The organism is Alcanivorax sp. 97CO-5 (assembly GCF_000524665.1).
Taxonomy (GTDB): domain Bacteria; phylum Pseudomonadota; class Gammaproteobacteria; order Pseudomonadales; family Alcanivoracaceae; genus Alcanivorax; species Alcanivorax borkumensis.
Genome location: NZ_KI965904.1, coordinates 159,173 through 184,671, shown reverse-complemented (window position 1 = coordinate 184,671; position 25,499 = coordinate 159,173). Strand labels below are relative to the sequence as shown.

The 25,499-nt window shown below is 50.9% G+C and carries 21 protein-coding genes; 9 read left to right on the top strand and 12 right to left on the bottom strand.

Annotation, left to right across the window (positions count from 1 at the left end):
- Positions 1-357: 357 nt before the first annotated feature.
- Positions 358-2,085 carry an amidohydrolase gene (locus Y017_RS11435; protein WP_035460896.1) on the top strand — a complete coding sequence of 576 codons (1,728 nt, stop codon included), beginning with the start codon at positions 358-360 and terminating at the stop codon, positions 2,083-2,085.
- A 58-nt stretch (positions 2,086-2,143) separates the two neighbouring features.
- On the opposite strand, the gene Y017_RS11430 is transcribed toward Y017_RS11435, so the two are convergent.
- Together Y017_RS11430 and Y017_RS11425 are read right to left on the bottom strand one after the other, a co-directional pair.
- Positions 2,144-2,356: a hypothetical protein gene (locus Y017_RS11430; RefSeq protein WP_011587991.1), complete on the bottom strand. Its 213-nt coding sequence runs from the start codon at positions 2,354-2,356 to the stop codon at positions 2,144-2,146.
- A gap of 712 nt (positions 2,357-3,068) precedes the next feature.
- Positions 3,069-3,632, bottom strand: coding sequence for a DUF3365 domain-containing protein (locus Y017_RS11425; protein WP_035460894.1), 564 nt, complete (start codon positions 3,630-3,632; stop codon positions 3,069-3,071).
- Between the two features lie 192 nt (positions 3,633-3,824).
- On the opposite strand from Y017_RS11425, the gene Y017_RS11420 reads away from it, so the two are divergent.
- The 8 genes from Y017_RS11420 (at position 3,825) to Y017_RS11380 (ending at position 13,658) form a co-directional block, all read left to right on the top strand.
- A complete protein-coding gene (locus Y017_RS11420; protein ID WP_101235024.1) occupies positions 3,825-4,478 on the top strand; it encodes a peroxiredoxin in 654 nt (217 codons plus the stop codon).
- An 855-nt stretch (positions 4,479-5,333) separates the two neighbouring features.
- On the top strand, positions 5,334-5,615 hold the full coding sequence (locus Y017_RS11415; protein ID WP_035460891.1) for a hypothetical protein: 282 nt from the start codon (positions 5,334-5,336) through the stop codon (positions 5,613-5,615).
- A gap of 3 nt (positions 5,616-5,618) precedes the next feature.
- Positions 5,619-7,070 carry a DUF4041 domain-containing protein gene (locus Y017_RS11410; RefSeq protein ID WP_035460889.1) on the top strand — a complete coding sequence of 484 codons (1,452 nt, stop codon included), beginning with the start codon at positions 5,619-5,621 and terminating at the stop codon, positions 7,068-7,070.
- Between the two features lie 20 nt (positions 7,071-7,090).
- Complete coding sequence (locus tag Y017_RS11405; RefSeq protein ID WP_035460888.1) at positions 7,091-8,467, top strand: hypothetical protein; 1,377 nt, start codon at positions 7,091-7,093, stop codon at positions 8,465-8,467.
- Between the two features lie 236 nt (positions 8,468-8,703).
- A protein-coding gene (locus tag Y017_RS11395; RefSeq protein ID WP_101235023.1) for an IS3 family transposase occupies positions 8,704-9,851 on the top strand; the annotation gives its coding sequence in 2 pieces (ribosomal slippage) (positions 8,704-8,941 and positions 8,941-9,851; 1,149 coding nt in all).
- Between the two features lie 403 nt (positions 9,852-10,254).
- Positions 10,255-11,007, top strand: a complete 753-nt coding sequence (locus Y017_RS11390; RefSeq protein ID WP_035460884.1) for an endonuclease/exonuclease/phosphatase family protein — start codon at positions 10,255-10,257, stop codon at positions 11,005-11,007.
- 100 nt (positions 11,008-11,107) lie between these two features.
- Positions 11,108-11,998, top strand: a complete 891-nt coding sequence (locus tag Y017_RS11385) for a restriction endonuclease (RefSeq protein WP_035248946.1) — start codon at positions 11,108-11,110, stop codon at positions 11,996-11,998.
- 514 nt (positions 11,999-12,512) lie between these two features.
- Positions 12,513-13,658: a hypothetical protein gene (locus tag Y017_RS11380; protein WP_035460880.1), complete on the top strand. Its 1,146-nt coding sequence runs from the start codon at positions 12,513-12,515 to the stop codon at positions 13,656-13,658.
- Positions 13,659-14,121: 463 nt separating this feature from the next.
- Here the strand turns inward: Y017_RS11380 and Y017_RS11375 are convergent, their stop codons facing one another.
- From Y017_RS11375 to Y017_RS11325, 10 genes are all read right to left on the bottom strand, one after another.
- Positions 14,122-14,961: a hypothetical protein gene (locus tag Y017_RS11375; RefSeq protein ID WP_155849264.1), complete on the bottom strand. Its 840-nt coding sequence runs from the start codon at positions 14,959-14,961 to the stop codon at positions 14,122-14,124.
- Positions 14,958-17,789, bottom strand: coding sequence for a hypothetical protein (locus Y017_RS11370; protein ID WP_155849263.1), 2,832 nt, complete (start codon positions 17,787-17,789; stop codon positions 14,958-14,960). Before Y017_RS11370 ends, Y017_RS11375 begins: the two co-directional genes overlap by 4 nt.
- Positions 17,764-18,393 (bottom strand): hypothetical protein, encoded by a 630-nt coding sequence (locus tag Y017_RS11365; protein ID WP_035460873.1) that lies wholly within the window; start codon positions 18,391-18,393, stop codon positions 17,764-17,766. The genes Y017_RS11370 and Y017_RS11365 overlap by 26 nt, the downstream gene beginning before the upstream one ends.
- Positions 18,390-19,649, bottom strand: coding sequence for a hypothetical protein (locus Y017_RS11360; protein WP_035460871.1), 1,260 nt, complete (start codon positions 19,647-19,649; stop codon positions 18,390-18,392). The genes Y017_RS11365 and Y017_RS11360 overlap by 4 nt, the downstream gene beginning before the upstream one ends.
- A 540-nt stretch (positions 19,650-20,189) precedes the next feature.
- A complete protein-coding gene (locus Y017_RS15580; protein WP_081737611.1) occupies positions 20,190-20,789 on the bottom strand; it encodes a 3'-5' exonuclease in 600 nt (199 codons plus the stop codon).
- The gene (locus tag Y017_RS11345) at positions 20,786-21,553 is read right to left on the bottom strand and encodes a metallophosphoesterase (RefSeq protein ID WP_051428759.1); all 768 of its coding nucleotides are present in this window, start codon (positions 21,551-21,553) and stop codon (positions 20,786-20,788) included. Before Y017_RS11345 ends, Y017_RS15580 begins: the two co-directional genes overlap by 4 nt.
- Positions 21,550-21,999, bottom strand: coding sequence for a hypothetical protein (locus Y017_RS11340; protein WP_035460868.1), 450 nt, complete (start codon positions 21,997-21,999; stop codon positions 21,550-21,552). The genes Y017_RS11345 and Y017_RS11340 overlap by 4 nt, the downstream gene beginning before the upstream one ends.
- A gap of 138 nt (positions 22,000-22,137) precedes the next feature.
- A complete protein-coding gene (locus Y017_RS11335; RefSeq protein ID WP_035460866.1) occupies positions 22,138-22,461 on the bottom strand; it encodes a hypothetical protein in 324 nt (107 codons plus the stop codon).
- Positions 22,458-24,524 carry a TniQ family protein gene (locus Y017_RS11330; protein WP_035460864.1) on the bottom strand — a complete coding sequence of 689 codons (2,067 nt, stop codon included), beginning with the start codon at positions 24,522-24,524 and terminating at the stop codon, positions 22,458-22,460. Before Y017_RS11330 ends, Y017_RS11335 begins: the two co-directional genes overlap by 4 nt.
- The gene (locus Y017_RS11325; RefSeq protein WP_035460862.1) at positions 24,521-25,495 is read right to left on the bottom strand and encodes a TniB family NTP-binding protein; all 975 of its coding nucleotides are present in this window, start codon (positions 25,493-25,495) and stop codon (positions 24,521-24,523) included. Before Y017_RS11325 ends, Y017_RS11330 begins: the two co-directional genes overlap by 4 nt.
- Between the last annotated feature and the right edge of the window lie 4 nt (positions 25,496-25,499).

Sequence of the window (25,499 nt, the reverse complement as noted above, 5' to 3'; positions counted from 1 at the left end):
TCTCCAGTTGGTCCCGTTGTTGGCTTGTCGCCTTGCCGGGTTCCACGATGCGTGGCGATAAAATTATCACCGCGTGTGATGCAAAGATGATGCCGCTTTTTCTTTGTTCTGGTGCATATAAGGTGCGCGAAAAAGGTGCGATATCTCTAGGTTCGGCTTCACTATAGCGCGCCGAACAGGCAAGCCGGTATGGGGTTAACGAATCTGTTTGATTGAAAAAGGCGATGAAAGCAGAAGGGGTTTTGGCCTTAGAGACAGCAAGCTTGTTCTCCGCGGTGGAGAAGGGCAGAGTCTGCCCTTAATGAGTGAAGGCTTGTGGGTGGCTAAATGCACCGGCCAGCATTGAGAGAGAGAGCGATGAAGAAAGCTGGGTTGTGGGTTGTGGTGGTGGTGATCGCCTTGCTGATCTTAACCGCGGTAGGGGTCCATCGTTGGTTTAATCCGCCGGCGCCGGCGGCCCAACTGTTCTTCAATGGTACGGTGCTGACCATGGACCCGCAGCAGCCAGTAGCGGATGCGATGCTAGTTAAGCATGGTGAAATCGTTGCGTTGGGTGAGGCCGAAGTGTTGCGTCAGCAGGTCAGCCGCGATGTGATGGTGATCGATTTGGAGGGCGGCACGCTAATGCCCGGGTTTATTGAAGCGCATGGATATTTCCCCGGTGAAGGGTTATCGGCAGTGGCGGTGGATGCTAACAGTCCTCCCATTGGCGATTTACACAGCATAGACACTTTGCTGGAGCGCTTGAGTCTTTTGGCGCAGCGTCGCTCAGAAGGGGTGCTGCTTGCCTACGGTTTTGACCACACGGTTATCGGTGAGCAACGTTACCCCACCCGCTCGGAGTTGGATTCAGTAAGCGAGACGCGACCGATTGTGGTGATGCATCGCTCCGGGCATTTTGGGGTCGTTAATTCCGCCGCGCTGAGCAGTATGGGGATCAAGGAAGATGTCACAGATCCTACCGGTGGTTTTTATGGGCGCGATGAAACCGGGCGGCTCAATGGTTTGCTAGCAGAAGCGGCGTTTTATCCAGTGCGTAGCAAGGCATTGACGTTGGCAAGCATGGACCTTTTGAAGGTGTTGTCCCGGGCATCGCATATCTATCTGTCCCGTGGCATTACTTTTGCGCAGAATGGATTGGCAGACCCGGCAGCGATTCGGGCTTTGGAACCGGCGCTACAGTTCGGGCTGATTCCGCTGCGCTTGAGTCTCTGGCCCAACGCGGAAGCGGAACAACAGCGACAGTCTGGGAAACTCGACATTCCGGAGGGCGATCGTATTCACCTGGGGCCGGTGAAACTGGTCAGCGAGGGTTCGCTGCAAGGCTACAGTGGTTTTTTCGGCGCGCCGTATTATTCGTTGCCGGATGATTCCCCGGAGGACGATTTGGGGGGGGGCGCGTTATCTCAGCAGGCGCTTAATGATCAGGTGCAACAGTTTCATTGCCAGGGCCGGCAGGTGGCCGTGCATGCCAATGGCCATGCCTCCATTGATCAGAGCTTGAATGCTATCGCCGGTGCACGATCGGCCTGCCCGCAGGTGCGAGCGCGGCCGGTGTTGATTCATGTGCAAATGGCCACCCCGGAGCAGCTGCAAAGAATGGTGGCGCTGGATGTGATTCCTTCTTTCTTCAATGTCGATATGTCTTACTGGGGCGATCGCCACCAGGATATTTTCCCGGGGCAGGAGCCGGCACGGCAGGTAAGTCCGCTGGCACAAGCGGCACAAGCCGGCTTGCGCTTTACCCTGCATGCAGATTCCCCAATGGTACCGTTTGAGCCGTTGCAGCTGGTGTGGAACGCGGTTGAATGCAAGACCGCCTCTGGCGCTTTGTTGGGCCCGGAGCAGGCAGTGGACGTGGAGCGGGCGTTGCAAGCGGTGACAGTGGATGCGGCTAAACAGCTTGGGGTGGCCGATCAGGTGGGGCAGTTGCGCCCAGGAATGCGTGCGGACTTGGTTTGGATGGACCGGGATCCACGGGAAGCCATCGGTGACTGGAGGGAGATTCAGGTGCTAGGCACGTGGGTGGGAGGGGTGCGCCGCTACCCGAGCGGGCAGGCGGAGCGGCCAAGGTCAGCCATGTAGCCCCCGTTTGTGCAGAGCGCGGGTGTCGGCGCTCTGCGCAAAGCGCGTTGAATTAGCGCTAGTGCCAAGTTCCTTCTAAATTTTCACATTGATCGAGGAATTCCTCGGCGCTCATTTCTATCGTGTTCGGGTCTAGGTGTGATGCCACTTGCTCTTTCAGTTGCCCGACCACTTTAGACATGACTGTCAGGGTTTCTTCCACCTGCTCAATCGTCTCCAACAGATCTTCGGCTTCTTGCTGGTAATCATCTCTGTCGTCGTAATCGCTCATGCGAAGCCTCCTGCGGTTGGAATGAGCCTTGGTACAGGCTCGTCCCCATGTTGCCAATGATGATGACGTAAAACAAACGGCATTTCCCCGAAACTGCTGAAATTTTGAGCGCTTGTGATGAAAGGTCTCGGGATCTTCGCAAGCGACGCTGCGTTCTTTGGTGGTTGCTTACCTGGGGCTACATCTTCTGCCGTCGTTTGAATTACCATGAGTTTCCGAGGCTCCGTTCAGGCAACAAAATGGCAATCACCACGGTATTTGAGTAGCAAGGGTTAGCTTGAAGAGTTCAAGGTTGAGTCCGTCTTTCGGGCTGCGGATCGTGGACACAGGGGCCTATCACCGTATTCACAGAAGGGAATGTATTTAGTTTTAATATTAAGAAAAGTGATCAATTTTTCGCTATTTGTAAATCGACCCACAGAAGCATTCCTGCTGTTAGAACGCTAAAGCCACTTGGCTTTAATGCGCACCAGCGTGAAAGGGGGAATGCTAGTGGTGAGATGAAAAACGCCTGGCACATTGAGCCAAGAGCGATCAAATGACGGACAAAGCCGACACCACTATTGACGCGTCCAGACATGAGCCACACGTCGATATACGCATGAATGGCCATCCTCCAAAGCAACGGGGAGGAAATCGATCAGTAACATGACCTGCTTGGAGTTAACTCAGTGCCATTCAGGCCAGCCCCCTTAAATTACCGTAGGCCAGGTCAGGGAAGCGGACGCTCCAGAGTAAAGGCACCGCGTAACTCCCCGGCCTGGTACCCCCGGGCTTGGTCCTGCGGATAATGGGTATCCAGTGCCTGCGTCACCTCGGCGGACAGCTGACTGCCATGGCAGGCGAGGCAGGGCCCCTGAACCATGATCGGTTTCATGTATCGCTGCACCGGCTTACCGTCACGGTATTCAGTCTGCAGCACCTCCAGGGAATCCGGCGAGGCTCCGGCATCCAGTTGTGCCTGGAAGGCTTCAAGCTGTTCGCGCTCCCAGGCATCCGGGGCATTATCCGGGTTGCGAATCTTCAGACTGGTGCGGGCCACAGCCCACTGGCTCTGTTCACTCACCTGTTCGGTAATCGGCATGGCGGACAGATTGCACACGTCAATGGCCGCCAGCGGTCCCCCTTCCTTCATGGACGCTATCAATGCCTGTTTGAGTGCCCCGCCCAGAGCCATGCTGGCCTGGCGCGCCTCTTCCCTGTCCGTGAGCGCATCAGCAACGCAAGGGCCAGCCATGAGCATTAACGCCAACCCCGTTACCCGTGTCCGTTTCATCACTGACTCCTTTTTCCAGTTGTCGTCTCGCTTGATTGTTGCCTTGCTGGTGTCGGCCTACATTCAGATTAAAAGTGAGCGATATGATATATATGTAAATATTATAAGAATATATCTTTCGGGAATACGGTCTCCCTTTTATGCTTTTTCTGCAAGCCCGGTCCCCCGCTTTTAATGCAAGGAGAGAGACCAATGGAAGCCCCAGTACAGCAAACCCGCGGCCTGCCGCAGATCAATGAACCGGCCCCCAATTTCAACGCACTGACCACCGATGGCCAGAGAACCCTGGCAGATTATCGTGGTAAGTGGTTGCTGCTATTTTCCCACCCGGCGGACTTTACCCCGGTGTGCACCACCGAATTCATGGCCTTTGCCAAGGCCGCCCCAGAATTTGCCAAGCGCAACTGTGAACTGCTTGGCTTGTCTATCGACAGCATCCACTCGCACATTGCCTGGATACGCAATATCAAACAGAACTTCGGTGTGGAGATCCCTTTCCCGATCATTGAAGACCTGAAGATGGAAGTGGCCAATGCTTACGGAATGATCCATCCGGGCGCAGCGGATACCTCTGCCGTGCGCGCCACCTTTATCATCGACCCCAATGGCATCCTGCGTGCCATGGTTTATTACCCGATGAGTAATGGTCGCTCCATTCCGGAATTCCTGCGCCTGCTAGAAGCACTGCAAACCAGTGATGAAAACGGCATCGCCACCCCGGAAGGTTGGCAGCCAGGAGACAAGGTCATCGTCCCGCCGGCCAAGACGGCGCAAGCGGCCAACGCCCGTGTAGAGTCAGGTGAATACGACTGCAAGGATTTCTACTTCTGCACCAAATCTTTGTAAGCTGAGCAAAACGCCCAGCGCCACCATCCGGTGGCGCTCCTCTTTCCCCTTCTTCCCCTTCATTCAAGCTGAATCGCCAGAATCAGGCTGTCGGAAAATCGAGACTTCTTCATTATTCGCTCCTTGTGCGATCAGAGTAAAAGTCTCTACTCAAAACCTTGATTAATTTTCGGGGGGGGGTTACAGCTAATCGTGGACACAGGCAGTAATGAAGGGGCAAGAGGTGCGCTGTGTAGATTGTGGCGGAGCGTTGCTGAGGTGAAGTGTGAGGGCGTTTAGTTGCGCGTTTGCGGCTGCGAACGATCCTCTAATGGCAAGAAATTGTGAGTTGCCATTAGGGGCATCACTCCACCTCTAATAAAAACAATCACTTAACGATTTCTTGCCATGGGTAAATCGCAGTTCTTGCCATAATAAAAAGCACGGATCGCGCAACTACTTGAATTAGATAGCATAATTCAGAACTTTCAAAGCGTTGAATTGCTGCGCAATAGCACGCTGCGCTGGCGTATAAATATATAGTTTTCAGTATATTTATGGACTATAGCGCGCTTATCTGTGCCTATGGAAGAGTCGAAAGGAGAATTCAGAAATGGGGCCCAGTGAGTAAATTGGGCAATGCTCTGGCCCTGGGTAAAGTGTAGCCTTGATCCAGCACCAAGCTGGAGGATTACTACAGTCTAGGGAACGGGTGGCGATTCACCTGCCAAGTCTATGGCAGTCAGGGGCGTCATCGATAACCCTAGGTAATCTAGGTGTTGATTGGTCGGTAATTGACTAATGAACGTTGTTCTATATTGTTCAAGGTAACAATAATGGGGCGCCTGCAATGGGCGTAACAGGAAGGGAGGGAGCATGGCTAGGAAGCCGAGCGGCCTGAGGACGGCTATTAAAGTCGGCAAGGCTATAGATAGAGCATCAAAGAATGCCGAGAGAGACCGGCAACGACGTATCAAAGCCCGCGAACGCGAGGAGCAGGCATCCATCCGCAGGGCCGAACAGGCCGAACGCGCCAGAATCCGTGCCGAGAAGCAGGCGATCAAGGACGAGGTAGAGTACGCCAAAGAACTCTACCAGGATCGTGTGGAAGAGCGCCGGATCATCAAAGAAGAAATCATTAACGAATATATGAGGTAGCACATGACCATCGAGATCATGGCCGTGCTCGCGGGCGTCTATCTAGTCTCTATCCTTGTTACCTTCTTTGTGACCAAGAAGTTAGGTGACAGCAAAATTAAGCAATTCAACACCCTTAGAGCTGCTGTTGAGGCCGCGAAAGAGAAATCCAAGCAGGCAGAGTCCGATCTCCAGGTGATGAACACCAAAGTCCAGGCTTCGCAGGCTGAATTCAATAGCCTGGATCTCGCTTCAAAGGATCTGCAGGATCTCAGAGCCAACGCGAACACTATCGCGGAGAAGCTAAAGGCAGATTCCTTGGCTCTTGAAGAACTCAAGACCGTGTTAGCTCAAAGAGAGGCGGAAACCGTAGAGCGGGAGGAAGCGCTGCAATCCGTTCTGGCAAAAATCGATCTTTACTCTCGGGTTGATTATTTTGTTGCCTATGGTCACTTCGAGACGCCAGATTATCTGTATGAGACCAGTGAAAGATTTGCTGCTGAGATAAAGTCCCTCAGGGATAAGCAAAAGGCGATGATCAAGGACGGCAGTGCGTTTACACAGGAAGGCCAGGTAAGCCTGACGGGAGATCCAAGGGTAGACAAGAAGATCATCGATGGGCAAATGAAGCTCCTGATGAGAGCCTTCAATATTGAGAGTGACCTTCTAATCGCAAAGGTTTCCCCGTCAAACTTTGACCGAACATTGGGCAGGATTGAGAAGCTGGCTAATGACCTGGAGAAGCTGGTAGCCAGTCTCCGATGCGGGATTAGCATTGATTACGTCACGGCAAAGTACGAAGAATGCGGCGTTCAGTACCAGTTCATCCTCAAGAAGAAGGAGGAGCAGGAAGAGCAGCGCTTAATCCGGGAGCAGATGCGGGAGGAAGCCCGGGCAGAGAAGGAATTCAAAGATGCCCTAGCTGCAGCAGAGAAAGAAGAAAAAATGTACCAGAACTTGCTCGATAAGGCGCGGGAGGAGCTTGATAAGGTGTCAGAGGAAGAGCGAGCTCTAGCTGAAGCGAAGATTGCAGGGCTCCAGGCTCAACTGGAAGAGGCCGAGGCTAGAGGTGAGCGAGCCAAGAGTCTGGCTGAGCAAACCCGTCGTGGTCATGTCTACGTGATCAGCAATATTGGGTCGTTTGGTGAAAATGTGTACAAAATTGGCATGACCCGCCGGCTAGACCCTATGGATAGGGTTAAAGAGTTAGGGGACGCCAGTGTCCCATTTTCATTCGATGTCCACGCCATCATCTTTGCGGATGATGCGCCAGCCCTAGAAACCGCGTTGCATCGTGAGTTCAGCCACCACCGGGTCAATGCTGTAAATCTGAGGAAAGAGTTCTTTAGAGTTGGTTTGCCGGATATTAAAAATGCTGTTGTAAAGTTGACTGACAACGAGGCAGAGTTCACTACGACAATCGCCGCTGATGAGTATTTTGAAACACAAAGGCTGCAAGAAATCGTATGCTCTTGATTAACTAAGAAGGACTTGTTATGAATTCACCGATTAAAAAAAGATTAACAAGAGTTTTTGTTGCTGCTGCAGCTGTTGCTGGAATTATTCAAGATCTATTCATTGGTCTCAGTGACGGTGTCCCATATGTTTGGATGGTGTTTGCTTTTGCTGCGGTAATGGCGCTAGCGGTAAGGATGATTCCGTCTGTTTCCCAAAGAATGAAATCCATTTTTTCTGAGGCATGGTTTTCACCATTATTTATCTTCTTATTGGTTGCCATGATTGGGACTATGACTACTGGATACTATTCCAGGGTTTCGTGGTCTGATACTGGGGGTGACAATGACAATAAAGGATCCGGTTTTATCGTCTCTCACTCAGAAGATATTCTTTATAATCTTGGTGTTTTAGATAAGAAATTAACTGACACTCAAAAGACTGTTGAAGAAACAAATAAGAATGTTAAATCTTTAGAGAAAACTCAGCTTGATATGCTGAGATATCATTCTCTAATAGGAAATATAAGTAACGAGGATAATTATGAAGAGATTCTCGGTGCTTATTGGGAAAGAGGAAGGGTGACACCAAATCATAATTCCCTTATTTATGGAAAATTTTATGGTGCTCCGAACTTTACGTTGAATCTTGAAAATGTTCCTTACTGGGTTTATGCGATTGAGGATAGGTCAGTGTCTGCCCAGGAGATGAAAAAATACTTTGATTTTTATCATGATAAAGGATATTTGAACGTAAAAGATTTTAAGTCGAATGCCTATCGGGCTAATGATTTTTACTCTTCTAGAAGATATGACAATGGTTGTGAAATTAATTATGCGGGATCAGTCTTGCCCACCCATTGCTTAAAGACTGGATATATTAGGTGGTATAAAGACGTAGATATGGTGGGAGGCCTTACTCCTCTTATATACGCAATTGTTGTGGGTGGCAGAGAGAAGCTGGATGTGGTGGTTGACATGGGGGTTGATGTTCATGAGAGCGACGCCTCCGGTTATAGGCCTATTGATTATGCGTTGCTGTCAGGCAATGCTTATGCAATTGAGAAATTAATCAAATTAGGCGTTGATTCAGGGCAGCAATCCTCCGTAATTTGTGCATTTTCTCTGCTTGCAGATATTGTTTCCAATGGTACTAATGTCGCATTAATGGCTGAAGCAGATTTTTGTAAAAAATACACACCAAAACTAGAAGAAAAATATTTTTCTGTTTTTGAGAAGGCTGCCACGATTTATCAAAGGCAGCTCGAGAGCGAGATTGACGCTAGTGTAAAAGAGTATGAAGACAGGTATGGAGCGTTTGAATCTAAAGCTTGGCGGGACTCTTATGCATCGACTCAAGGAATTGAACAAAAAAGAAAGATTAAAGATGTCGATGAATTGTTGAGGTGGCTTCGCTGAATTTTTAATTGAATAAATATAAGCCGTATATTGTGGTGCTTTCGGTAGCTCAGCCGCAACTTACTCCCTAGGCTAGCCCTAGGGAGTGTTAAAGTTTTTTGTGCAAAGACGGTTGCAGTTGCTGACTCATGGCGTGTTGCCATGTGATTTGCATCTGTTGCGTACATTCCATCTGAATCGCCACCAGTTTGCTAGACACCTTTCAGCCATCCAAAATGGCAATCAGAGAGGTATCCATGAGCAGCAAGCGCTATCCCGAAGAATTCAAGATTGAGGCGGTTCGTCAGGTGACCGATCGTGGTCACAGTGTGGCCCAAGTGGCTGATCGACTCGGCGTCACCACCCACAGTCTGTACGCCTGGATCAGGAAGTTCGGCCCGGATTCCGAGCAGCATCAGGCCAATGCAGATGACCAATCCGAGATCCGCCGACTCCAGAAAGAGCTCAAGCGCGTTACCGAAGAGCGAGACATCCTAAAAAAAGCCGCGGCGTACTTCGCCAGTCAGTCCGATTGAGGTACGCCTTCATTCAGGAGCACAGCGAGCGGTGGCCAATCCGCTCACTGTGTTCTCTGTTGGACGTTCACCCCAGTGGCTTTTACGCCTGGCAGAGACAGCCTCGTTCAGCTCGTGCAATCGAGGACGAGCGCCTGTCCGGTCTGATCAAGCAGTTCTGGCTGGAATCCGGAGCCGTGTATGGCTACCGGAAAATCCATACTGATCTACGCGAGTATGGCGAGCAATGCGGGCCCAATCGAGTCCACCGGCTGATGCGCCACGCGGGAATACGAGCGCAGGTGGGTTATCGTAAGCCACGCCATAGGGCTGGGGAGCTACACAAGGTGACACCGAATATCCTGCAGCGGCAGTTCAATCCGCAAGCGCCGAACGAGAGCTGGGTAACGGATATTACCTATATCCGCACACATGAAGGCTGGTTGTATCTGGCGGTTGTTCTGGATCTGTTCTCAAGACGGGTGATCGGTTGGTCAATGCAATCCAGGATAACCAAGGAGCTAGCGCTGGATGCACTTTTGATGGCTGTCTGGCGTCGCAAGCCTGAGGGCAAAGTGATTGTGCACTCCGACCAAGGCAGCCAATACACCAGCCACGACTGGGACTCGTTTCTGAAGGCGCACGACCTGGAGGGCAGCATGAGTCGGCGCGGTAACTGCCACGACAATGCTGTTGCTGAGAGCTTCTTCCAGCTGTTGAAGAGGGAGAGGATAAAGCGAAAGATCTACAGCAGCCGGGACGCTGCCCGAGCAGATATTTTTGATTATATCGAGATGTTCTATAACAACCGGCGACGCCATAGTTCTAATGAGCAGTTGTCGCCGGTAGAGTATGAAAAGCGTCACCAAGAACGGCTGAGAAGTGTCTAGAGAACTGGTGGCGATTCAAAGCACAGATATCGCAACTACTTGAATTAGATAGCATAACTCAGAACTTCCAAAGCGCTGAATAGCTGCGCAATAGCACGCTTTGCTGGCGTATAAATATATAGTTTTCAGTATATTTATGGACTATACCGCGCTTATCAGTGCCTATGGAAGAGTCGAAAGGTGTATTCCGAAATGGGGCCCAGTGAGTAAATTGGGCAATGCTCTGGTCTTGGGTAAAGTGTAGCCTTGACCCAGGATTAAGCTGGTGGCTTGCTGCTTGAATCTAGGGGTAAGGGAGAGCCGTTTCTTGTGGTCTGACACCTCGATTAGGTAGTGCTTGACCGCCTTCGTTGGTGTCCGGAATCATGTAGCACACTACATAGGCTATTAACTGTCCCTATCTATGAAAGTTGTAACCTGGAATTGTAATGGGGCACTTAGGCTGAAGCTTGCAGAAGCAGATAGCTTGCAGGCTGATGTTCTGGTGGTTCAGGAGTGTGAAGATCCTGCACGATCGACCCCTGCATATAGAGAGTGGGCCGGTTCTTATCTGTGGCTGGGCGAGTCAAAAAATCGTGGCATTGGCATCTTTCCCCGAAACGGTCACCGAGTTGAGAAGTTAGATTGGAGTGGCAGTTTTTCCGTCCCTGGGCTGTTCAGCAAAAGTGAAACACTGAGTTGGGTTACGGAAGATCTCAGGCTTTTTCTCCCGTTCACTATCAACAGAGATTTCACTTTGCTGTCCGTCTGGACGAAGGGGCGCAATGAGGAGGTATTTGGCTACATGGGGCAATTCTGGAAGTATCTCCAGATTCACCGTGAGGATCTTAACCGGTCAAAGACAATCATCCTCGGCGATTTTAATAGCAATGTGCGCTGGGATAAGCCGGATCGCTGGTGGAACCACTCGGATGTAGTTGCTGAGCTCCAGGAGATGGGCTTCAAGAGTCAGTATCACCGAGTATTTAAGGAGGAACAAGGAAATGAAAGCTGCCCAACATTTTTCATGCAGCGAAACCGCGATAAGCCTTACCACATTGATTACGTATTTACCTCGTCAGATTTTTCCGAAGAATGTAATTTACAGGTTGGTCAGCACGACGAGTGGATCTCAATAAGTGACCACGTGCCGTTGACGTTGAGCATCAAAAGTTAATAAGGAAATAAAATCCGTTACGGGATTTGGTCGCCATCGGACGCTCTTTTTAGGTCGTCGTTTATTGATGGCGTTAGGCTACAAAGAAAGGATCGTGCAGATGGAAACGGTAGATTTGCCGAAATTTAATGAAACTTTTGGCCCAATTCTCCAAGTTCTTTCAGATGGACAGGTTTTGAAAGGCAGGGAGCTTATTCGCGTAGTTGAGGAGCGCTTTTACAGCGATTTGCCAGTAGAACTGCTGCAAAGAACCACCAAGAATGGCGAGCGATTGATTGAAAATCGAATTGCTTGGGGAAAGTCGTACTTAAAGAAGGGTGGGTTGGTTCACTATCCACAGCGCGGTCAAGTTCAGATAACGGAAAAGGGTAAAGTTTCTGCTTCTCAGGGGGTCGGGCTTGAGCAGTTGCATTCAAACGTATTCTCATTTTATGAGCCTGAAAACAGTAGCCGCATAGGTTTTTCAGCTGCAGCAGGAGAGGATAGCCCACAAGATCTCATTGATGCTGGCTTCGAAAAAATAGAAGCTGACGTTAAAGGTGAATTACTGGCCAAGCTCAAAGAGGTCGACCCATATAGATTTGAAACAATCATCTTAATGCTGCTAAAAAAAATGGGGTATGGAGATTTTATTGAAACAGCTAAATCGGGAGATGGTGGGATTGATGGAATCATTAACGAGGATCAGTTAGGCCTTGAAAAAATCTTTATTCAAGCTAAGCGATTTACCCAAAATAAGGTTCGTGAAACCGATATTAGAAATTTTATTGGAGCGATGAGTGGGGATACCCGCAAAGGCATTTTTGTAACCACTTCTTCTTTCGACCAAAAGGCGGTTAAGAAAGCACATGATGCCCACCACACGATCGTTTTATTGGATGGAGAAGGGTTAGTGGATTTGATGCACAAGTTCAATGTTGGTGTGCAGATCAAAAACTCATATGAGGTTAAGGCTGTTGATAGTGATTTTTTTGAATATGAGGATATGTAGCCTCACCATTTGTAGCGTTCGGCAGCTAAATGGGGATGGGTTCGGGTTAACTTTGAATCGTCATAATCTCCCTGGGTTTCTTCTGGCAATGCAAAATTTTAATCATCGAGCTGTTCATGCTTAGCAAGCATTAACCCGAAGAGTTCAAGATTGAGTCACCCCTTGAGTGGTGATTTTTCGGTTTAGTGCGATCCTCTAATGGCAAGAAATCTGTAAGTCCCTGATATAAAAAGAGGGCACGTTACCGTCTAATGGCAAACGTGCCCTCTCTAATGGCCTCAGATCCCTTCTAGCAAAAACAACCACTTAGAAAATTCTTGCCACATGTAAATCGCAGTTCTTGCCATGACAAAAAACAAAAACTATATAACTGGTTGAAAATAATAGGATAAATTTGTTCTTTTAAGAGCGCTTCCCATTGTGCAGGGGCACCATTCCAGACATCGAAGTATAAGATTTTTCGTATATTTTGTGGACTATACCCCGCTGTACCCGGCCCATGGAAGAGGCGAAAATGGAACTATCAAGAAAGGATCTCTACGACCTGGTTTGGTCAATGCCGATGACCAAGGTTGGTGAAAAATTAGGCGTTTCAGATGTGGCTATCAGGAAGATCTGCGGCAAGATGAATATTCCACGTCCTCCTCAGGGTTACTGGTTGTCTGAGAGGCTCCAGAAGCGGCCCAGGCCGGCACTCCCTAAATTTGATGGGTGTGACCAAATTCTGATCAGTCCGCCTGTTCCTCAAGCAGTACCAGAAGAGGCGCCTCCCCAGCTGACAGATGATGTTCTGGCTCTTGTTGCTAAGGGGCTTCGAAAAACAGTTACATCTGATGCAGGAGAGGCAAAGCGACTGCTTAAATCTGGCTTTGTGGATCGATATGGCTTCCTCAGAACTAGAAAGAGTCTTCCGATCCCTGTCATCGTAACGAAGGAGACGCTGCAGAGAGCGCTGTTGTTGGCCGACTGGCTCATACAAATGGCGGGCATACAAGGGTTTAACCGAGCGGAACAGCGACATGGTTATGGGCGTGATTATGAGATCGCCCTTGAGAAAGATGGTATTAGCGTCAGCATTCAGATCAAAGAGCGCGTGATTCGTAGAGAAGTGCCTGTCGCAGAACGAAAGTATGACTATGGCGAAAAATATAGATATGAACAGGCAGGTGAGCTTGCGGTCACCTTCGAATGCGGATGGGAGAGCAAAAGATCAATCAAAGACAAGGGTGATAGCAGCGTAGAGAATCGGTTGGGAGATATGGCTGTAGCGCTAAACACCTGCTTTCAGGTCGCCGTTGAAAAGAAGAAGCGGGAATTAATTAAAGCGCGGGAAAGAGAAATCCAGCTTCGAAACGATCACCGGGAAGTATGGATTCAAGAGCTCGAGACTAAGCGCCTTGAAAACTTCCAGTTGATGAGAGATGAACTTGAGAAGAATCGCTCGGATCGTGATTTTATCGATTCTGTCAGTGGTGTAGAGCACGTCGAGTGGTTGGATTGGGTAAGAAGTAAGCTGGTAGTCCCGGATCAGCACATCGTAGACAGCTATTCGATTTCAGATAGAGATATTTGCATTTCAATAGATCGCCTCAAGGAGGCCGACGCGAGTGATGATAGCTTCGACTGGCCTAAGCCTAACCCTTTAAGAGGCTATTACTGATCTTGGGCAGAATCAGGGTGTTAATAGACTGTTTGCAATGACAGTGCTGATCATATATACAGTTATTGTGTGCTTTGAATTATGTGAGGTTGCAGGCATGGCCAAATCTACCCGAAACTCTGGCAAGTCATGGTCTGAGAATGATGTTAAAGAACTCAGCAAGCTTGCGAAGGGCAATACCCCTACACGTGTAATCAGCTTGAAATTGGGCAGGAGCGAGTCTGCTGTTCAAAGTAAAGCAAGCGAAAAGAACATTTCGCTGAAGCCGACTAATCAATCGCCTTACAATCGGCGGAATAATGACTAATTAGAGAGAGTAATGGATATTGATTATTCGTCTTTGTGCACAGTGATGGTCATCATCTGACAGTCGCTCTCGACAGAGGAGGGCTAAGTTGTCAGTTGGTTCTTGATTTTCCTTATGATCTATAAGTCTCATGGCGTGGTAGCCATCAATGCCTCTTCAAGCGGTAGCTTCAGAATCTATTTCTATAAGTAGGTATTCTTGCTCCAGTGCCATTCCTAACTCTATTTGCCATTCTATGAAATTACTTAATCTGCCGGGCTCTGCCCGAAGCTCCTCAAGGGCTGCCTTGTAAGCCTTCTGGTCTCGCCAGAGCTTCTCGTTACCGTAACGTTTGAGGGTGCTTTGGTCGGCCTGTTCCGGTAGGTAGAGCTCGACCTGGATCGTTGGTGATAGAGCGGCCCTCAGGCTAAGGAAATTGTTGTAACCAACTGGGTCATAATCTGGGAGCATGACGATTTTTACGCAGCCAGACTCGGCCAGAAAGCCCTTCATCCGATCACTCACGAACCCTGCATAATAGAGCCAGTGGCCTGGGGGGAAACGGCCCGCAATCTTTTCGATGTAAAGCCAAATTTCCAGGTTTTCAACCAAATAGACGGTGTCGTCCAGCTTCAAGGGGGAAGGCTGGCCATCCTCCATAATGTGAACTGTCGGAGCAAAATTTGGTGACCGGCGAATGTGGAGGGCCCACCTCTGGATCTTAGCGCCGGACTTGCTGTTTCGCCGCGCTCGAACGCTTTCTGCTCGTGATGGGTTGGGTAGAGGACTCTCTGTTTCAGACCAAGCTGGCCAGTGAGTGTCCAGATATTGCTTCAGAGTGTTCGGCCGTGTGACGCGAATAACCTGCCCAGCGCCCCTGCGCTCCTTACGAACACAGTCTCCCCATTCGCTTGATGAGAGAACCTTACGGGCGCTGGCAGAAATCTCTGATGCCGGCAAAGCCTTGTTCTCTGCCTGCATAAGCTTGGCCATGGCCCGAAGAAGTGGGGTCATCACTCATCTCCTTCGCCAAAAAAGTCCTGTTGCTCATCGTTATCCTCAAGTGGGTCGTTTGTAATCCAGTCTTGAGTGGTGAACATGATCCCGTCGCCGGTGCGAGCATGCTGAATATCGATGATATAGCGCGTTACCTCGGATGCTTGGACTGAGGCGAAGACAGGAATGAAACCCAGTTCGCGGCACACGTTGATCAGAGATTCCTGGTTGGTGCTGTCGATGGCACCAGCTTCATCCACATAGAAGGGCAGGTACCGGCTTTCAAACATCTTGGCATCCATCAGGTGTCGGATCAGGTAGATGTTGATGAGCACTTTAATGGTCATGGTTGACCCATTACTGGCCATCTCATCCAAGTCGGAGGCCTCATTCTTCTTGCCGTTGACATCAACCAGCACAAACGAAAGCTCAAACAGGTCTTCCAGTAGCAGGTCTCCACCTTTGTCATCAACAAAGGCACCCAGCGTCCGGTTGGCGTCGTTTGCCACCACCACATTCATGTCCTCTTCCCGGGCAGCACTGCGGAGCAGGTCTCCGGTCATCTGGTCATCATTGCTCGCGGAGGACTCGATAAGGTGGTAGATGGCATCGATCTGCTTCTGATATGGCCGCAGCTCAATCTTGAACTGCTGAAGATTCGACACCTTCTTCTTGTTAATGCTTCGGTTCAACTCGCTCATCGCACTTTCCAGACGCAGCCAGTTGTCGTAAATGTCCTTCAGGCGGCTGGAGATCTTCGTGATGGCGATTTGATTGAGGCGAATCAGCATTTCCTGCTTTTCGGGCAGGGCGCTGTGATCATCGATCACCTGCTCAATTCGCTCCTCCAGGGTCTCCAGGCTCGCGTGCTTGCTGTACACCTGCAGGATTTCACGATCCGCTGAGTTCAAGTCATTCAGGATGTTGCAGAAAGTCGCGTAAACACTGGTGGCATGGCCCACGGCTGCGGCGATGTCCAAATTCATATCCACATAGCTACCATCGAGATCACGAAGGGTTTTGGTGGTCATGATCTCGTGCGCCATGAAGGTCTTGATCGCCTGCTGATCATCGTTGTGCTTGATCATCTTCTGCTGGCCCTGTGTCTGCCGGGACTCCAGTTGACGCAATTCGTCCACCAGGCCATTCATGATCTTGTTGACCTCATCCAGCTTGGCTTCGGCCTCGGCAATCTCTGTGGTTCGCTGATCCAGGCCTTTCTTTAAATCACAATAGCGGCGGAAATTAATCAGATCCTTGTTCGCGCTGTAGATTTCTTCATTGAGGCGCTTGATCTCACGCTCGGACTTGGCCTTATTCTCTGCCGCATCCAGCTCCTTTTTCAGCTTGATCAGGGAAAGGTCAATCCGATTAATGTCCCGTTTGAGGTCTTCCTCTGTTTCGCCCAGGTTAATTCCTGACACCCCAGAAAGAGGTACCGAGAACCCCTTTGCAGAGAGACGGCCATCAGAGAACTCCCCCTGGCGTTCTTCAATCCAGCGCTTGAGCTGGTTGGCATCCCCCTCAACGGTATCAATGTCGAGCGACAAGATCTCTGGGTTGATGACCCGAGAAGCCTCTTCAAGCACCTCTGGGGCCAGGCCAATTTTGTCCATAATCCGCTGGGAGGAGGTGAGCGCGGCCAGGGCCTTGCTGCGCTGCTCTCTCAGCTTCTCCTGTCGGAGGAGATCAGTCCGGATTTGATCAGGGGTATTGTGACTCGCGCCCTTTAGGGCTTCATTCAATTCCGCCAGCCGCCGCTGATAATCCTCAATCTCGCCAGTAATGGCTTCCTCGGAGGTCAGGGCGAACTCACGATCGGCATTTTCATACTCGTCTTGTTCATCCTGCAACCGACGCAACGCCACCATCAATTCGTCCCGGGCCTGCCTCCGATCCTTATTGCGACTATCGACCAGTTCGAGATCATTTTTAGCGGCCTGAATCTCATTACGGATCAGCTCGGCCTCGCCCTCGGCACGCTCACGAAATGCCATGGCTGTTTGGGCAATGGTGGCCCGGGCCTCTTCGAGCTCATCGCGAGTTGTGCGGTAATAGGACAAGCGATCACTGTACCGCTCAAGGTTCTTCTCCAGACTCTTGAGGGTTACGATCTCGTCTTTCAGCAAGTCATGCTCACGGAAGGCGAGTGAGACCTCCTCACGATAATTGAATTTTTTGGTGTCGGTGAGGGTGTCAGAGAAGACGTCCAGGATCAGCCGCTTAATGTCACGCTCTCGCATGTCATTGAGCGTAATCAGGTTCTTGTAGATCCTCTTGAAGATGCTATAGCGCTTTTCGCCAGCATTACGCAGGGGTACCAGGGACAGATCATGCTTAACCGGGGTTTTGATGTACTCACCAGAAAGTACCTGGCGGGCCTCATCCCGATTGATTTTGTGGACGCGAGTAGTTTGCTCAAGACGCGCCATGGCCTCCTCATAGGTGAGCACACGGCCGTTATCGATAAAGAATTCGTCCTGGAAGCCTGTCTTGGCCACGAATAGCTGGTACTCATAACCATACCCAGGGCCCTTGCCGTAGGCCCCAAAAAGGAAAACCCCCTCATTTGTGATCAATTCAGCAACGATGTAGCTGCTGTCGGTCTTGAAATAGAACTCCCGGCTCTTGGCCGCATCATACTTCCCGAAATTCATCTCGTTCGTGCTCTTGAACAGCAGGAACTGCAGGGAATTAATCGCCTGGCTCTTGCCCATGTTGTTGTTGCCACAGACGGAAAGGGCAGCATCCATGGGGAAGATGCCATACCGGTAGTCGCCGGAGTTGATCAGGGCATAACGGCGAATGCCGAAGCTCAGGGATTTATTCTTCAATGATAACCTCTGCATCCATACTTTCTTGCTCACGCTGTTGCTGGGACAGCTTTTCACAAACATCCAGGTAGAACCGCATGGAAGGTGTCAGCTCGTATCCCTTGCCATTGGCTGACTCGATCTTCTCGGATACAAAGCCGTAAGTGCTCATTTTTTTGAATGCTGAATCTAGCGACTCCATATCCAGTATGTCTACAGAGGCCAGATGATCCGGGTACCGGTCAAGAAGGGTCTCCATGTCGTGCTCAGTAATCATTTTCGAGTGATCAATCATCGTGATGATGTCCAAGCCAACGCTGGCCAGAACTTCTACCAGGCAGAACGCCAGTACTGCGAACTGTCGGGATCGGCCGGACAACTGGGATGGCTGGCCAACTTCGGGGGCTTCCAGGTAGTAGAACCCCGCGTGGTGATGTTCCAGACTATGGCCGGTCATTCGAAAGAGGAACTTGTAGCCTTCTTCCGCATTATTCAGTTCCTGGAAGAACCTGTGGTCTCGTGTAGAAATGAAATAGCCGGCTCGCAATGAGTCATAGATCTGGGTGGCATTCGGCATAGCTTCTGCTACTGATTGCAGAACCCGGATAATGGCATCGTCATTGGTGGTCACATTGCTCATTGCAGTCCTCTACGTGTCATTCCAATAACACGGTGTCCAAATATGTAGCGTTCCCTGTCACCAGTAATTTCTCTGTCCTGCAACCGGGGGTCGTGGCGAATCTTCATGGTGGCGCTCAGGGCCTCCACCAGATTGGCCTCTGGGAAATGTTCCTGAATCCAAGCCATCACATCGTCTACAGGCCCAGCAGCACCTAATTTTCGAAGGATCTTCTGCACCGGGACGACCTTGCGAGCGCGTGACTCCGATCGCTCTTCTAGGGAAGGAAGCCGGTTCTCCACCCTTGGCTTGCTCGGATCCAGATTAAACAAGAAGGCAACCAGCGCATCACTGCGATCTGGCCGGCTATCCTTGTTACCTGACTTGATGGCAAGCCCCCAATCAATGACCTTCTGATTGGCGGATGATTTACTCTGAATAGAGGGCTCAAGAGCTTTCAGTGCCAAGTTGGCGCCCCGGGTGATATTAGTGTTGAGCCGCGCCTGCTTCACAAGTGGGTAAAGAATTCTCTCCATGTCCGCCAGTACTTGGGGGAGAGCGTCCCGAAAATCCAAAAGACGGTACACCACCCCATTGAGCATATCTCGCTCCGCATCCTGCACCAGGATGCGAATAGATCTGGACTGCTGCCAGGATCGCATATTTGATTCTAAAACCGACTGGGCACGATCGAACAACTCCCCCGGTCGGGCCATTTGATTCAGTGGCGTGACAAATTCATCCCAAGCATCGAGCACGCGAGCATACCGCTCACGAATTGGGAGATCTTTATCCTGGGTTTTGGCTTTCTCTGCCAGCCGGTAAACCGCCTGACGCGAACCGCGAATTTCCTGGGTCAGGTTCCGGAAATGGCGATCGATTGATTGGAGATAGTGGCGGAAGCCCTCCAGATTCTCGGCTTCAATGGCCTGCTCAAGTTTTTCTCGGTGCAGATCCATGGCCTCAATGCCGGCCTTGATGTTGCCAACCAGCCCAAGCTGCTGCTCCTGGATCAGGTATTCGACCATTTGAAGAACGCCGGGCTCCCACTCCCAGCCTTGTTGGCCGCGCGGGCGGTGCTCCAAAATTCGGGATTGCTCCAGGTCGACCACCATTTCCCGGGCTGTTTTGTCTTTTTTGCTCGTAGGGGGCGCCACGGCGCGAATGACCTTGAGCAGACTGGCCTCGATAATGATGCCGTCGGCATTTTCCTTGTAGAGTTCAGCAATGATCGGCCAGTAATCGGCAAGATTTCTGAGTATTTGCTGTGGATTCATGGCGCCTGAATATATTGCTATGCATGAAAGTGTTAAATCGTGTAGCCCCAGAGTAATGCATATTCCTTCGTGAGTGACCACTAGAGGGGGCGTTTTTTGTTGCCGGATTAGTAGCCTACATTTCTCTAGACTCGTTTAGCGGTTAAAACCCTGTGTTTGAAGGGCTGTGGATGTGGTTTCATGGCGATCTGCCATGAGATTTGCATCTGGTAACGTAATAGCCATCAATACAAACCATACTTCCCAATCCCCCGCAAACATCGCAAATACGGGCGGAATATGCCTCTGCCAATTTGATGAGCCCTCCGTGATAACTTGAGCAAGCCACCGCGTAGAAGCGTAACTTCCCGAATTTCTCCTTCACCTGGAGTGCCTTAACTTCCGATGCCCCTTGCTCTGTGCTTTTCACCAGCAGGCGGCATAGGGTGTCAACGAGCGGGATCCATCCAGGGCCCACGGCAACTGGATAGATGAACTGGTCGTGGTCAAACAGGCTCGGGTATTTCTCTTCTAGCGGCTCTTGGGGGGCTTCTGGCATTGCTATGTCCTCTCTCCAGGCTCTGGATATGGCGCCCACGTGGCTACAGCATGGTTGATCAGCTGTCGGGAGATACCGGGTAATAGCTTTGCGATATTCCGGACGTCATCAATTCCTCGGTGATGTGTTCCCTCTGGCTGGATGTCTGAATACGCCAAAGCCCGAGCCATTCCTCTCGGAGGGATGCCTAGGGATCTGGCCCAGAGCCGCTTCAGGTTGATGTGGGGTACACCTAGGAATGCAGGGGCAGCGCAATGTCTGGCCTTCTCCTCAAGCAGCTGATTTCGGTCATAGTTGCCCCAAGATCCCCAAATTGAGCCTCTGACCCGCTGGCCAAGCCATTCATCCACCAACTGGCATGCTTCCGGGTAACTTGGGGCGGTATCTACGTCTGATTGGGTGATAGTCGTTAGTTCTGTGCAGAATGCAGTGAGATTTGGGTGGAGCAGCGGTTTCACGAAAGTGCTGAAATCATCCATTACCGTGCTATCCGACGCGACGAGAGCACAGCCGATCTCGATGACTTCCTTCTCAGCTGGCGCTGTATGCTTGTCCCTCCAGCATGTGGCTTCCAGATCAACAATGAGAATGGGACGACTCATTCGCACTCACCCCTCAAGATATCGATAACCAGCTTGGGTTCGAAGCCAGTTTCTTGATCAGGGTAGCCTGCGGGGTTTGACACCAAGCGGGCCTTTCCAACCTTCGTATCCAGGGCTGCATGCGTATGGCCATAGAACCAGCAGTTTGATTGCTCGACGAGATGCTCAAGGTTTGAACAATAGGCGTTTGTGACAATGTGTTTTTTCCAGGCGGGGTGTACGCAAAGTTCGGATGGGCCGTGGTGTGATACCACAACATTTGCCTGATAGCTGGTATTAGACTGCAAGCTCTTCTCAAGCCAGGAAATAGATTGCTGATGTAATTCAAAGGCTTGTTCCGTAGAGAACAGCCTGTCTCCATATCTAATCAGGCGATGGTCTGACATAGCCCGCTTGATTTGGTAGTGCACAAAGAAGGGATCGTCACCGGTTAGCTGGTAGTCCGTCCATAGAGTCGTGCCCATGAATCGTACGCCATTGATCACGACAGCATCATTGTTCAAATAATGAACGCCTACGCTCGCCGCTAGCTCCCGCATTGCCATTTCGTGGCTCAGCAACTCGGTGCCATAGTATTCGTGGTTACCAGCGACATAGATAACTGGCACGCCAAGCCGTTGGGACTCCCCGGCAGCCCAAGTGATTCCGTCTAGTCCACTGTCGATGTCGCCTGCGAGAACTAGGACGTCGAAATTGATATCCGCAACTCGGTATGGGGCTGTCCTATGCTCATTGTGGATGTCTGTGAGTAGATGGGCCTTCATACGGTGTCCTTGATCCTAGCTGCTGAATTAACGTCCATACCCAGTCTGTATCCCTGGCCGTATAACACGTATGCCGTATGAGCTGTCTCAAATAGGCCTCCTCCCAGGTTTCTGGCAACGGGAGTGCTAAAGACATGGGCTCCTAGAGGCCATCGCTCACGGTGATCAGCAATCAGGAACCGCGAATACAAGACGTAAGGTTGGCCTCCATGGTTAACCCCGTCAGTGGCAAGTTGGCTCAACTGCTTCTCGCCCAGTTCGAGATCAATGATCACCCAGGCTGCGATGAGGCAAGCTGGTTTGGAGGATACGGATCTCACGTCTGAAATGACGCTTTCAACTTCCTGTCCCTCATACTTCGAAAACAAGATTTTCTCTGCCGGGCCTGTTAAAGCAAACTCTGCTTTGAATTCCTCGATGTCGAAGATGGGCTCAAAGGGAAGCATGACAATTCCTTGATTTGGCTATTCGTTATGACGCTATTCTTGGTGTCACAAAAAGTCAAATAATCGAATAAAAACAATGACTTAATAAAACATAAAGTAATTGGCTTGCTTGTTAGTCTTTGATTCAAAAGGGAGTTTCTAGCGGCGATTTATCAGCTTCTCGACACCCTCAATCAGCATCTCTGACAGCTCGTCGCCACCGTCGAAGTAAATACAGAGCAGGCCACGCTTGTCTTTGAAGTCTCTAAAGATCGGTGGGTCAATCAGGTTCATCGCGTCTAGCAACGCGAGGTTCTCAAGAAGTTGCCAAACCGCGGGAAACCACCAGGGGTTGATCGTGAAACTCGCATAAAAGCGCAGGTTGTAAACCCCGCTTTCCCGGCTGAGTAGCGTTGGGAACTCCCTGTACAGATGAGCCACGATTTCCTCGTATTGCTTCAGGGTGGTGGGTACCTTGCTCATCCAGGCCTCCTGAATGTCTTGATTTGCTCGCAATCAAACAGGACGCGATTCTCAATGAAGCCACGGTGCCCTTCAGGTAGCGGGGTAAGGTGGCCTAGTCGTTTCCAGTTATGAATGTCCGTTGCGGCAGCCCCCATAAATGCGGCGGCTTGTTGATCATCCCAATACCAAGAGAAGTGCTCTTCCAGGATTACGGCTTCCTCATGGTCGATACAGGCCTCCCCCTTATAATTTAATGGCTTGGCTTTGAGCAATCGCCAAAGACGGCTCAATACTCTTTTTGGGGTAACCCCGCATTTGGCTGCGAGGTCATCAACCGTCACCATGCGAGCCAGCTTCCCCTTCATCTTGCTGACCTGCTTGCGAAGGAAGTAGTTACTTACTTTGGAGGAGGCATGCTCTGGACGTGTTGCTACGAGGTCTTGCTTATCTACCAGCTGATAGAGCTGCTGGGCAGTGAGTCCTAGTGCTTCTGCTGCCTCGCCGCCAGTCATCCAAAGGCTGCCATCCACTCTGGGTGCGGACTTGGGTCTGCGGCCGGAGGTGGAGTAGCCCTCCTGGACTGATAACACGGCACTGAGGTCTTCGTTCTCGATGACTTGTCGTAGGAATAGGAAAACCGGACTGGAGTCGATTCCGGGCCCGCTGACTGGCTGAATGCCGGCAAAGCGCAGCTTATCGGTGATAACCGTCACTGAACTGCTGGTCAGAGAGGCAATGTCTCCGGCGGAGATGTATTTTTCTCGGAATGCATGCAGCTCTGCGGTCTTGTATAAGTACCGATTGTTTTTATTGCGCTGATGGTGGCCTGTGAGCAGGCCTGACCGCCTGAATCCAGCGATATACTGGCTGTTCACACCCAAAATGGATTGCGCCATCGCCAAGGTTGAGTATCCCTCCGGGACATCATCGGTATACCCATCAGGTGCCACCACACGCCAGTCCTCAAGTCTCCACGAGTCAGCGGGTGCTGGTGCTAGATCGCCGGCAAGTAAGTTAGAAAGCAGTTCATGGGTCTTACGCTTGGTGCCTCCTGCGAACTGAGTCAGTGTCAGACTATGTGTATTCTGACTCGTTTGGGGTGCATAGCAGGTATACAGGCGTTTCAGCTCAGGTAGAAAAACGTGACGCTGCGTCAGTGATCCTTGTGCCAAGGTGTTATTGAGCACTTGATTCTTGAGTAGCATCTCTACGGTGAGGGCTTTACAACCCAGTGCGAAGCGCAGCTCTGTGTGGCCAAGATAGAAGGTCTTTGACAGGGTTTTCGGGTCTTGGGGGGCAGGCAGGCTGTCGAGCATCTCGTGCAGTTGGGGTAGAGCCTGCTGCAGTAATGAAGAAGAAGCGGAAGATAACGCGGCGACAAGTGCTCGAGAGCCCAATGGGGCCGCTCCAGCAAGGTATGCTTTGAGGCGTTGGGCTACCAGAAGGCGATCCCCCTGGATCCAGCCAATGGACGCCTCAACCCAAGATTCCTCAGTAGAGATGCGCTTGCGCAGGAGCGCCTCCAGCTCCTGGTAGGCTGCCAGCTCGTCCGTTTTTCCGCGCCTGATCCATTCCTCGAGCTGGCGTGTAACCGCGAGCTCGGCTTGGCTCGCCTCTTCGGTATCACCAAATTCTTTGGTGCAGTGGCAACGGTTCAACCCAAAGCGATTCCAGCGTACAGGGTCTCCACAGTGGTTACAGTGTGTGCGGAGCTTTTTGCCGTGCTTGGTGCAGCTGGTAATGAGGTGGAAGTCATGGGTATCCGGAAGCCAGCCTTCTAGGGCGCAATCTGGACATACGGATGGATGTAGATACTCCAGCCACTTCTTGGCGTTCCGCGCCTTCGCGAGGGTGGTCGTGGATTTGGATGGGGCCCAATTCTGGGTATCCACGAGTGAAAAGACGGGTGTAGGGAGGCCGCAGTACAGATTGCGGATATTTACGGAGATGGAGCAGTTGCTATGGCCAAGCGCCATAAGGAGCGCGGAAGGTCGCTCCGTATGGGCTTGGCTCAGGCGGAGCAGCAAGCTGCCGGCGCTTTCTCCGGGCAGCGCTTTGGGGAGAAAGGCTAGATTGCTCATGATAATCCTGCCTTCTTCTTTGAGACCATTTTGGCCATGAGAGCCTGTAAGCTTTTGCTTTCAGCGGCAAAGGGGTCGAAATCGGTATTCAGATTCAATGATCTACAAATAGCTTTGAAATCGCTTTGGCCCAGAGCGGTTTTCCCTTTCCTCATGGCGAACTTGGCGCTTTCCGTCATGATCTGGTTGATGTCACGCATCATCCCTTTTGAAGCCAGATAAAGGCGTTGGGAGAATTCGAGGGGCTTCATTTCGTCATCGAGGGTAATGCCGCAGTCGTCAGCAAGATATTTGAGATACCTCATTGCTGTTTTGTGCATCATCGAATCATTGGCGGAGGGAGGCGCAAATTCCGGCAGGCTGACGCTCTTAACCAGCCGTGAAACGGTTTGGGGGTCACTGTTGAAGAACTCTTTGCAGTCTGCAGGCAGGCCAAAGAACACAATAGGGATTCCTGCTTCATCAATGAGCTGTTTGATGAAATTCCGGATGTGGGTAATTTCTTTCTGGGTGGCGCTTTCCAGAACGATGTTGGTTTCATCTGTGATAAACATGCGGGTTCCTGCGTTCTTCAGCCCGTCGATAGCCTTTCGAGTGAGAAGGCTCGTGGTGTTTTCCCGCGTGGTGGCTACCTTGAGGACGCGACAGATCTCATAGATGTACCCTTTTAGGGTGCATGCTGGAGGAACCCTAATGAGGGCGACAGGAACACTCCATTGCCGCCCCATGTCTGTCTCTGCCATATAAGCGGGGTGTGCATCGAGGAAGTCTGTGAGAAGTGTGGTTTTGCCCACGCCCGTCTCAGCAGTGAATAGATAGGCGCTACCCCGGGCGCTATTCAGGGGTTTGTCTGCCTGAGAGGCCGCATCCTCATACAGCTCTTCAAGCAGAGAGAGGCACCCGGTATAGACCGGGTGCTTGATACGGCGGCTAGAGAGGGTGTTGATCGCGTCGAAATTTACTTTTCCCATGGAT

Coding starts and splice junctions, on each gene's coding strand:
- Y017_RS11415 (WP_035460891.1), top strand. CDS start 5,334: ATGGCTAGGAAGCCGAGCGGCCTGAGGACGGCTATTAAAGTCGGCAAG.
- Y017_RS11435 (WP_035460896.1), top strand. CDS start 358: ATGAAGAAAGCTGGGTTGTGGGTTGTGGTGGTGGTGATCGCCTTGCTG.
- Y017_RS11390 (WP_035460884.1), top strand. CDS start 10,255: ATGAAAGTTGTAACCTGGAATTGTAATGGGGCACTTAGGCTGAAGCTT.
- Y017_RS11380 (WP_035460880.1), top strand. CDS start 12,513: ATGGAACTATCAAGAAAGGATCTCTACGACCTGGTTTGGTCAATGCCG.
- Y017_RS11330 (WP_035460864.1), bottom strand. CDS start 24,524: ATGAGCAATCTAGCCTTTCTCCCCAAAGCGCTGCCCGGAGAAAGCGCC.
- Y017_RS15580 (WP_081737611.1), bottom strand. CDS start 20,789: ATGAGTCGTCCCATTCTCATTGTTGATCTGGAAGCCACATGCTGGAGG.
- Y017_RS11420 (WP_101235024.1), top strand. CDS start 3,825: ATGGAAGCCCCAGTACAGCAAACCCGCGGCCTGCCGCAGATCAATGAA.
- Y017_RS11370 (WP_155849263.1), bottom strand. CDS start 17,789: ATGCAGAGGTTATCATTGAAGAATAAATCCCTGAGCTTCGGCATTCGC.
- Y017_RS11325 (WP_035460862.1), bottom strand. CDS start 25,495: ATGGGAAAAGTAAATTTCGACGCGATCAACACCCTCTCTAGCCGCCGT.
- Y017_RS11335 (WP_035460866.1), bottom strand. CDS start 22,461: ATGAGCAAGGTACCCACCACCCTGAAGCAATACGAGGAAATCGTGGCT.
- Y017_RS11345 (WP_051428759.1), bottom strand. CDS start 21,553: ATGAAGGCCCATCTACTCACAGACATCCACAATGAGCATAGGACAGCC.
- Y017_RS11385 (WP_035248946.1), top strand. CDS start 11,108: ATGGAAACGGTAGATTTGCCGAAATTTAATGAAACTTTTGGCCCAATT.
- Y017_RS11430 (WP_011587991.1), bottom strand. CDS start 2,356: ATGAGCGATTACGACGACAGAGATGATTACCAGCAAGAAGCCGAAGAT.
- Y017_RS11405 (WP_035460888.1), top strand. CDS start 7,091: ATGAATTCACCGATTAAAAAAAGATTAACAAGAGTTTTTGTTGCTGCT.
- Y017_RS11425 (WP_035460894.1), bottom strand. CDS start 3,632: ATGAAACGGACACGGGTAACGGGGTTGGCGTTAATGCTCATGGCTGGC.
- Y017_RS11410 (WP_035460889.1), top strand. CDS start 5,619: ATGACCATCGAGATCATGGCCGTGCTCGCGGGCGTCTATCTAGTCTCT.
- Y017_RS11360 (WP_035460871.1), bottom strand. CDS start 19,649: ATGAATCCACAGCAAATACTCAGAAATCTTGCCGATTACTGGCCGATC.
- Y017_RS11340 (WP_035460868.1), bottom strand. CDS start 21,999: ATGCTTCCCTTTGAGCCCATCTTCGACATCGAGGAATTCAAAGCAGAG.
- Y017_RS11365 (WP_035460873.1), bottom strand. CDS start 18,393: ATGAGCAATGTGACCACCAATGACGATGCCATTATCCGGGTTCTGCAA.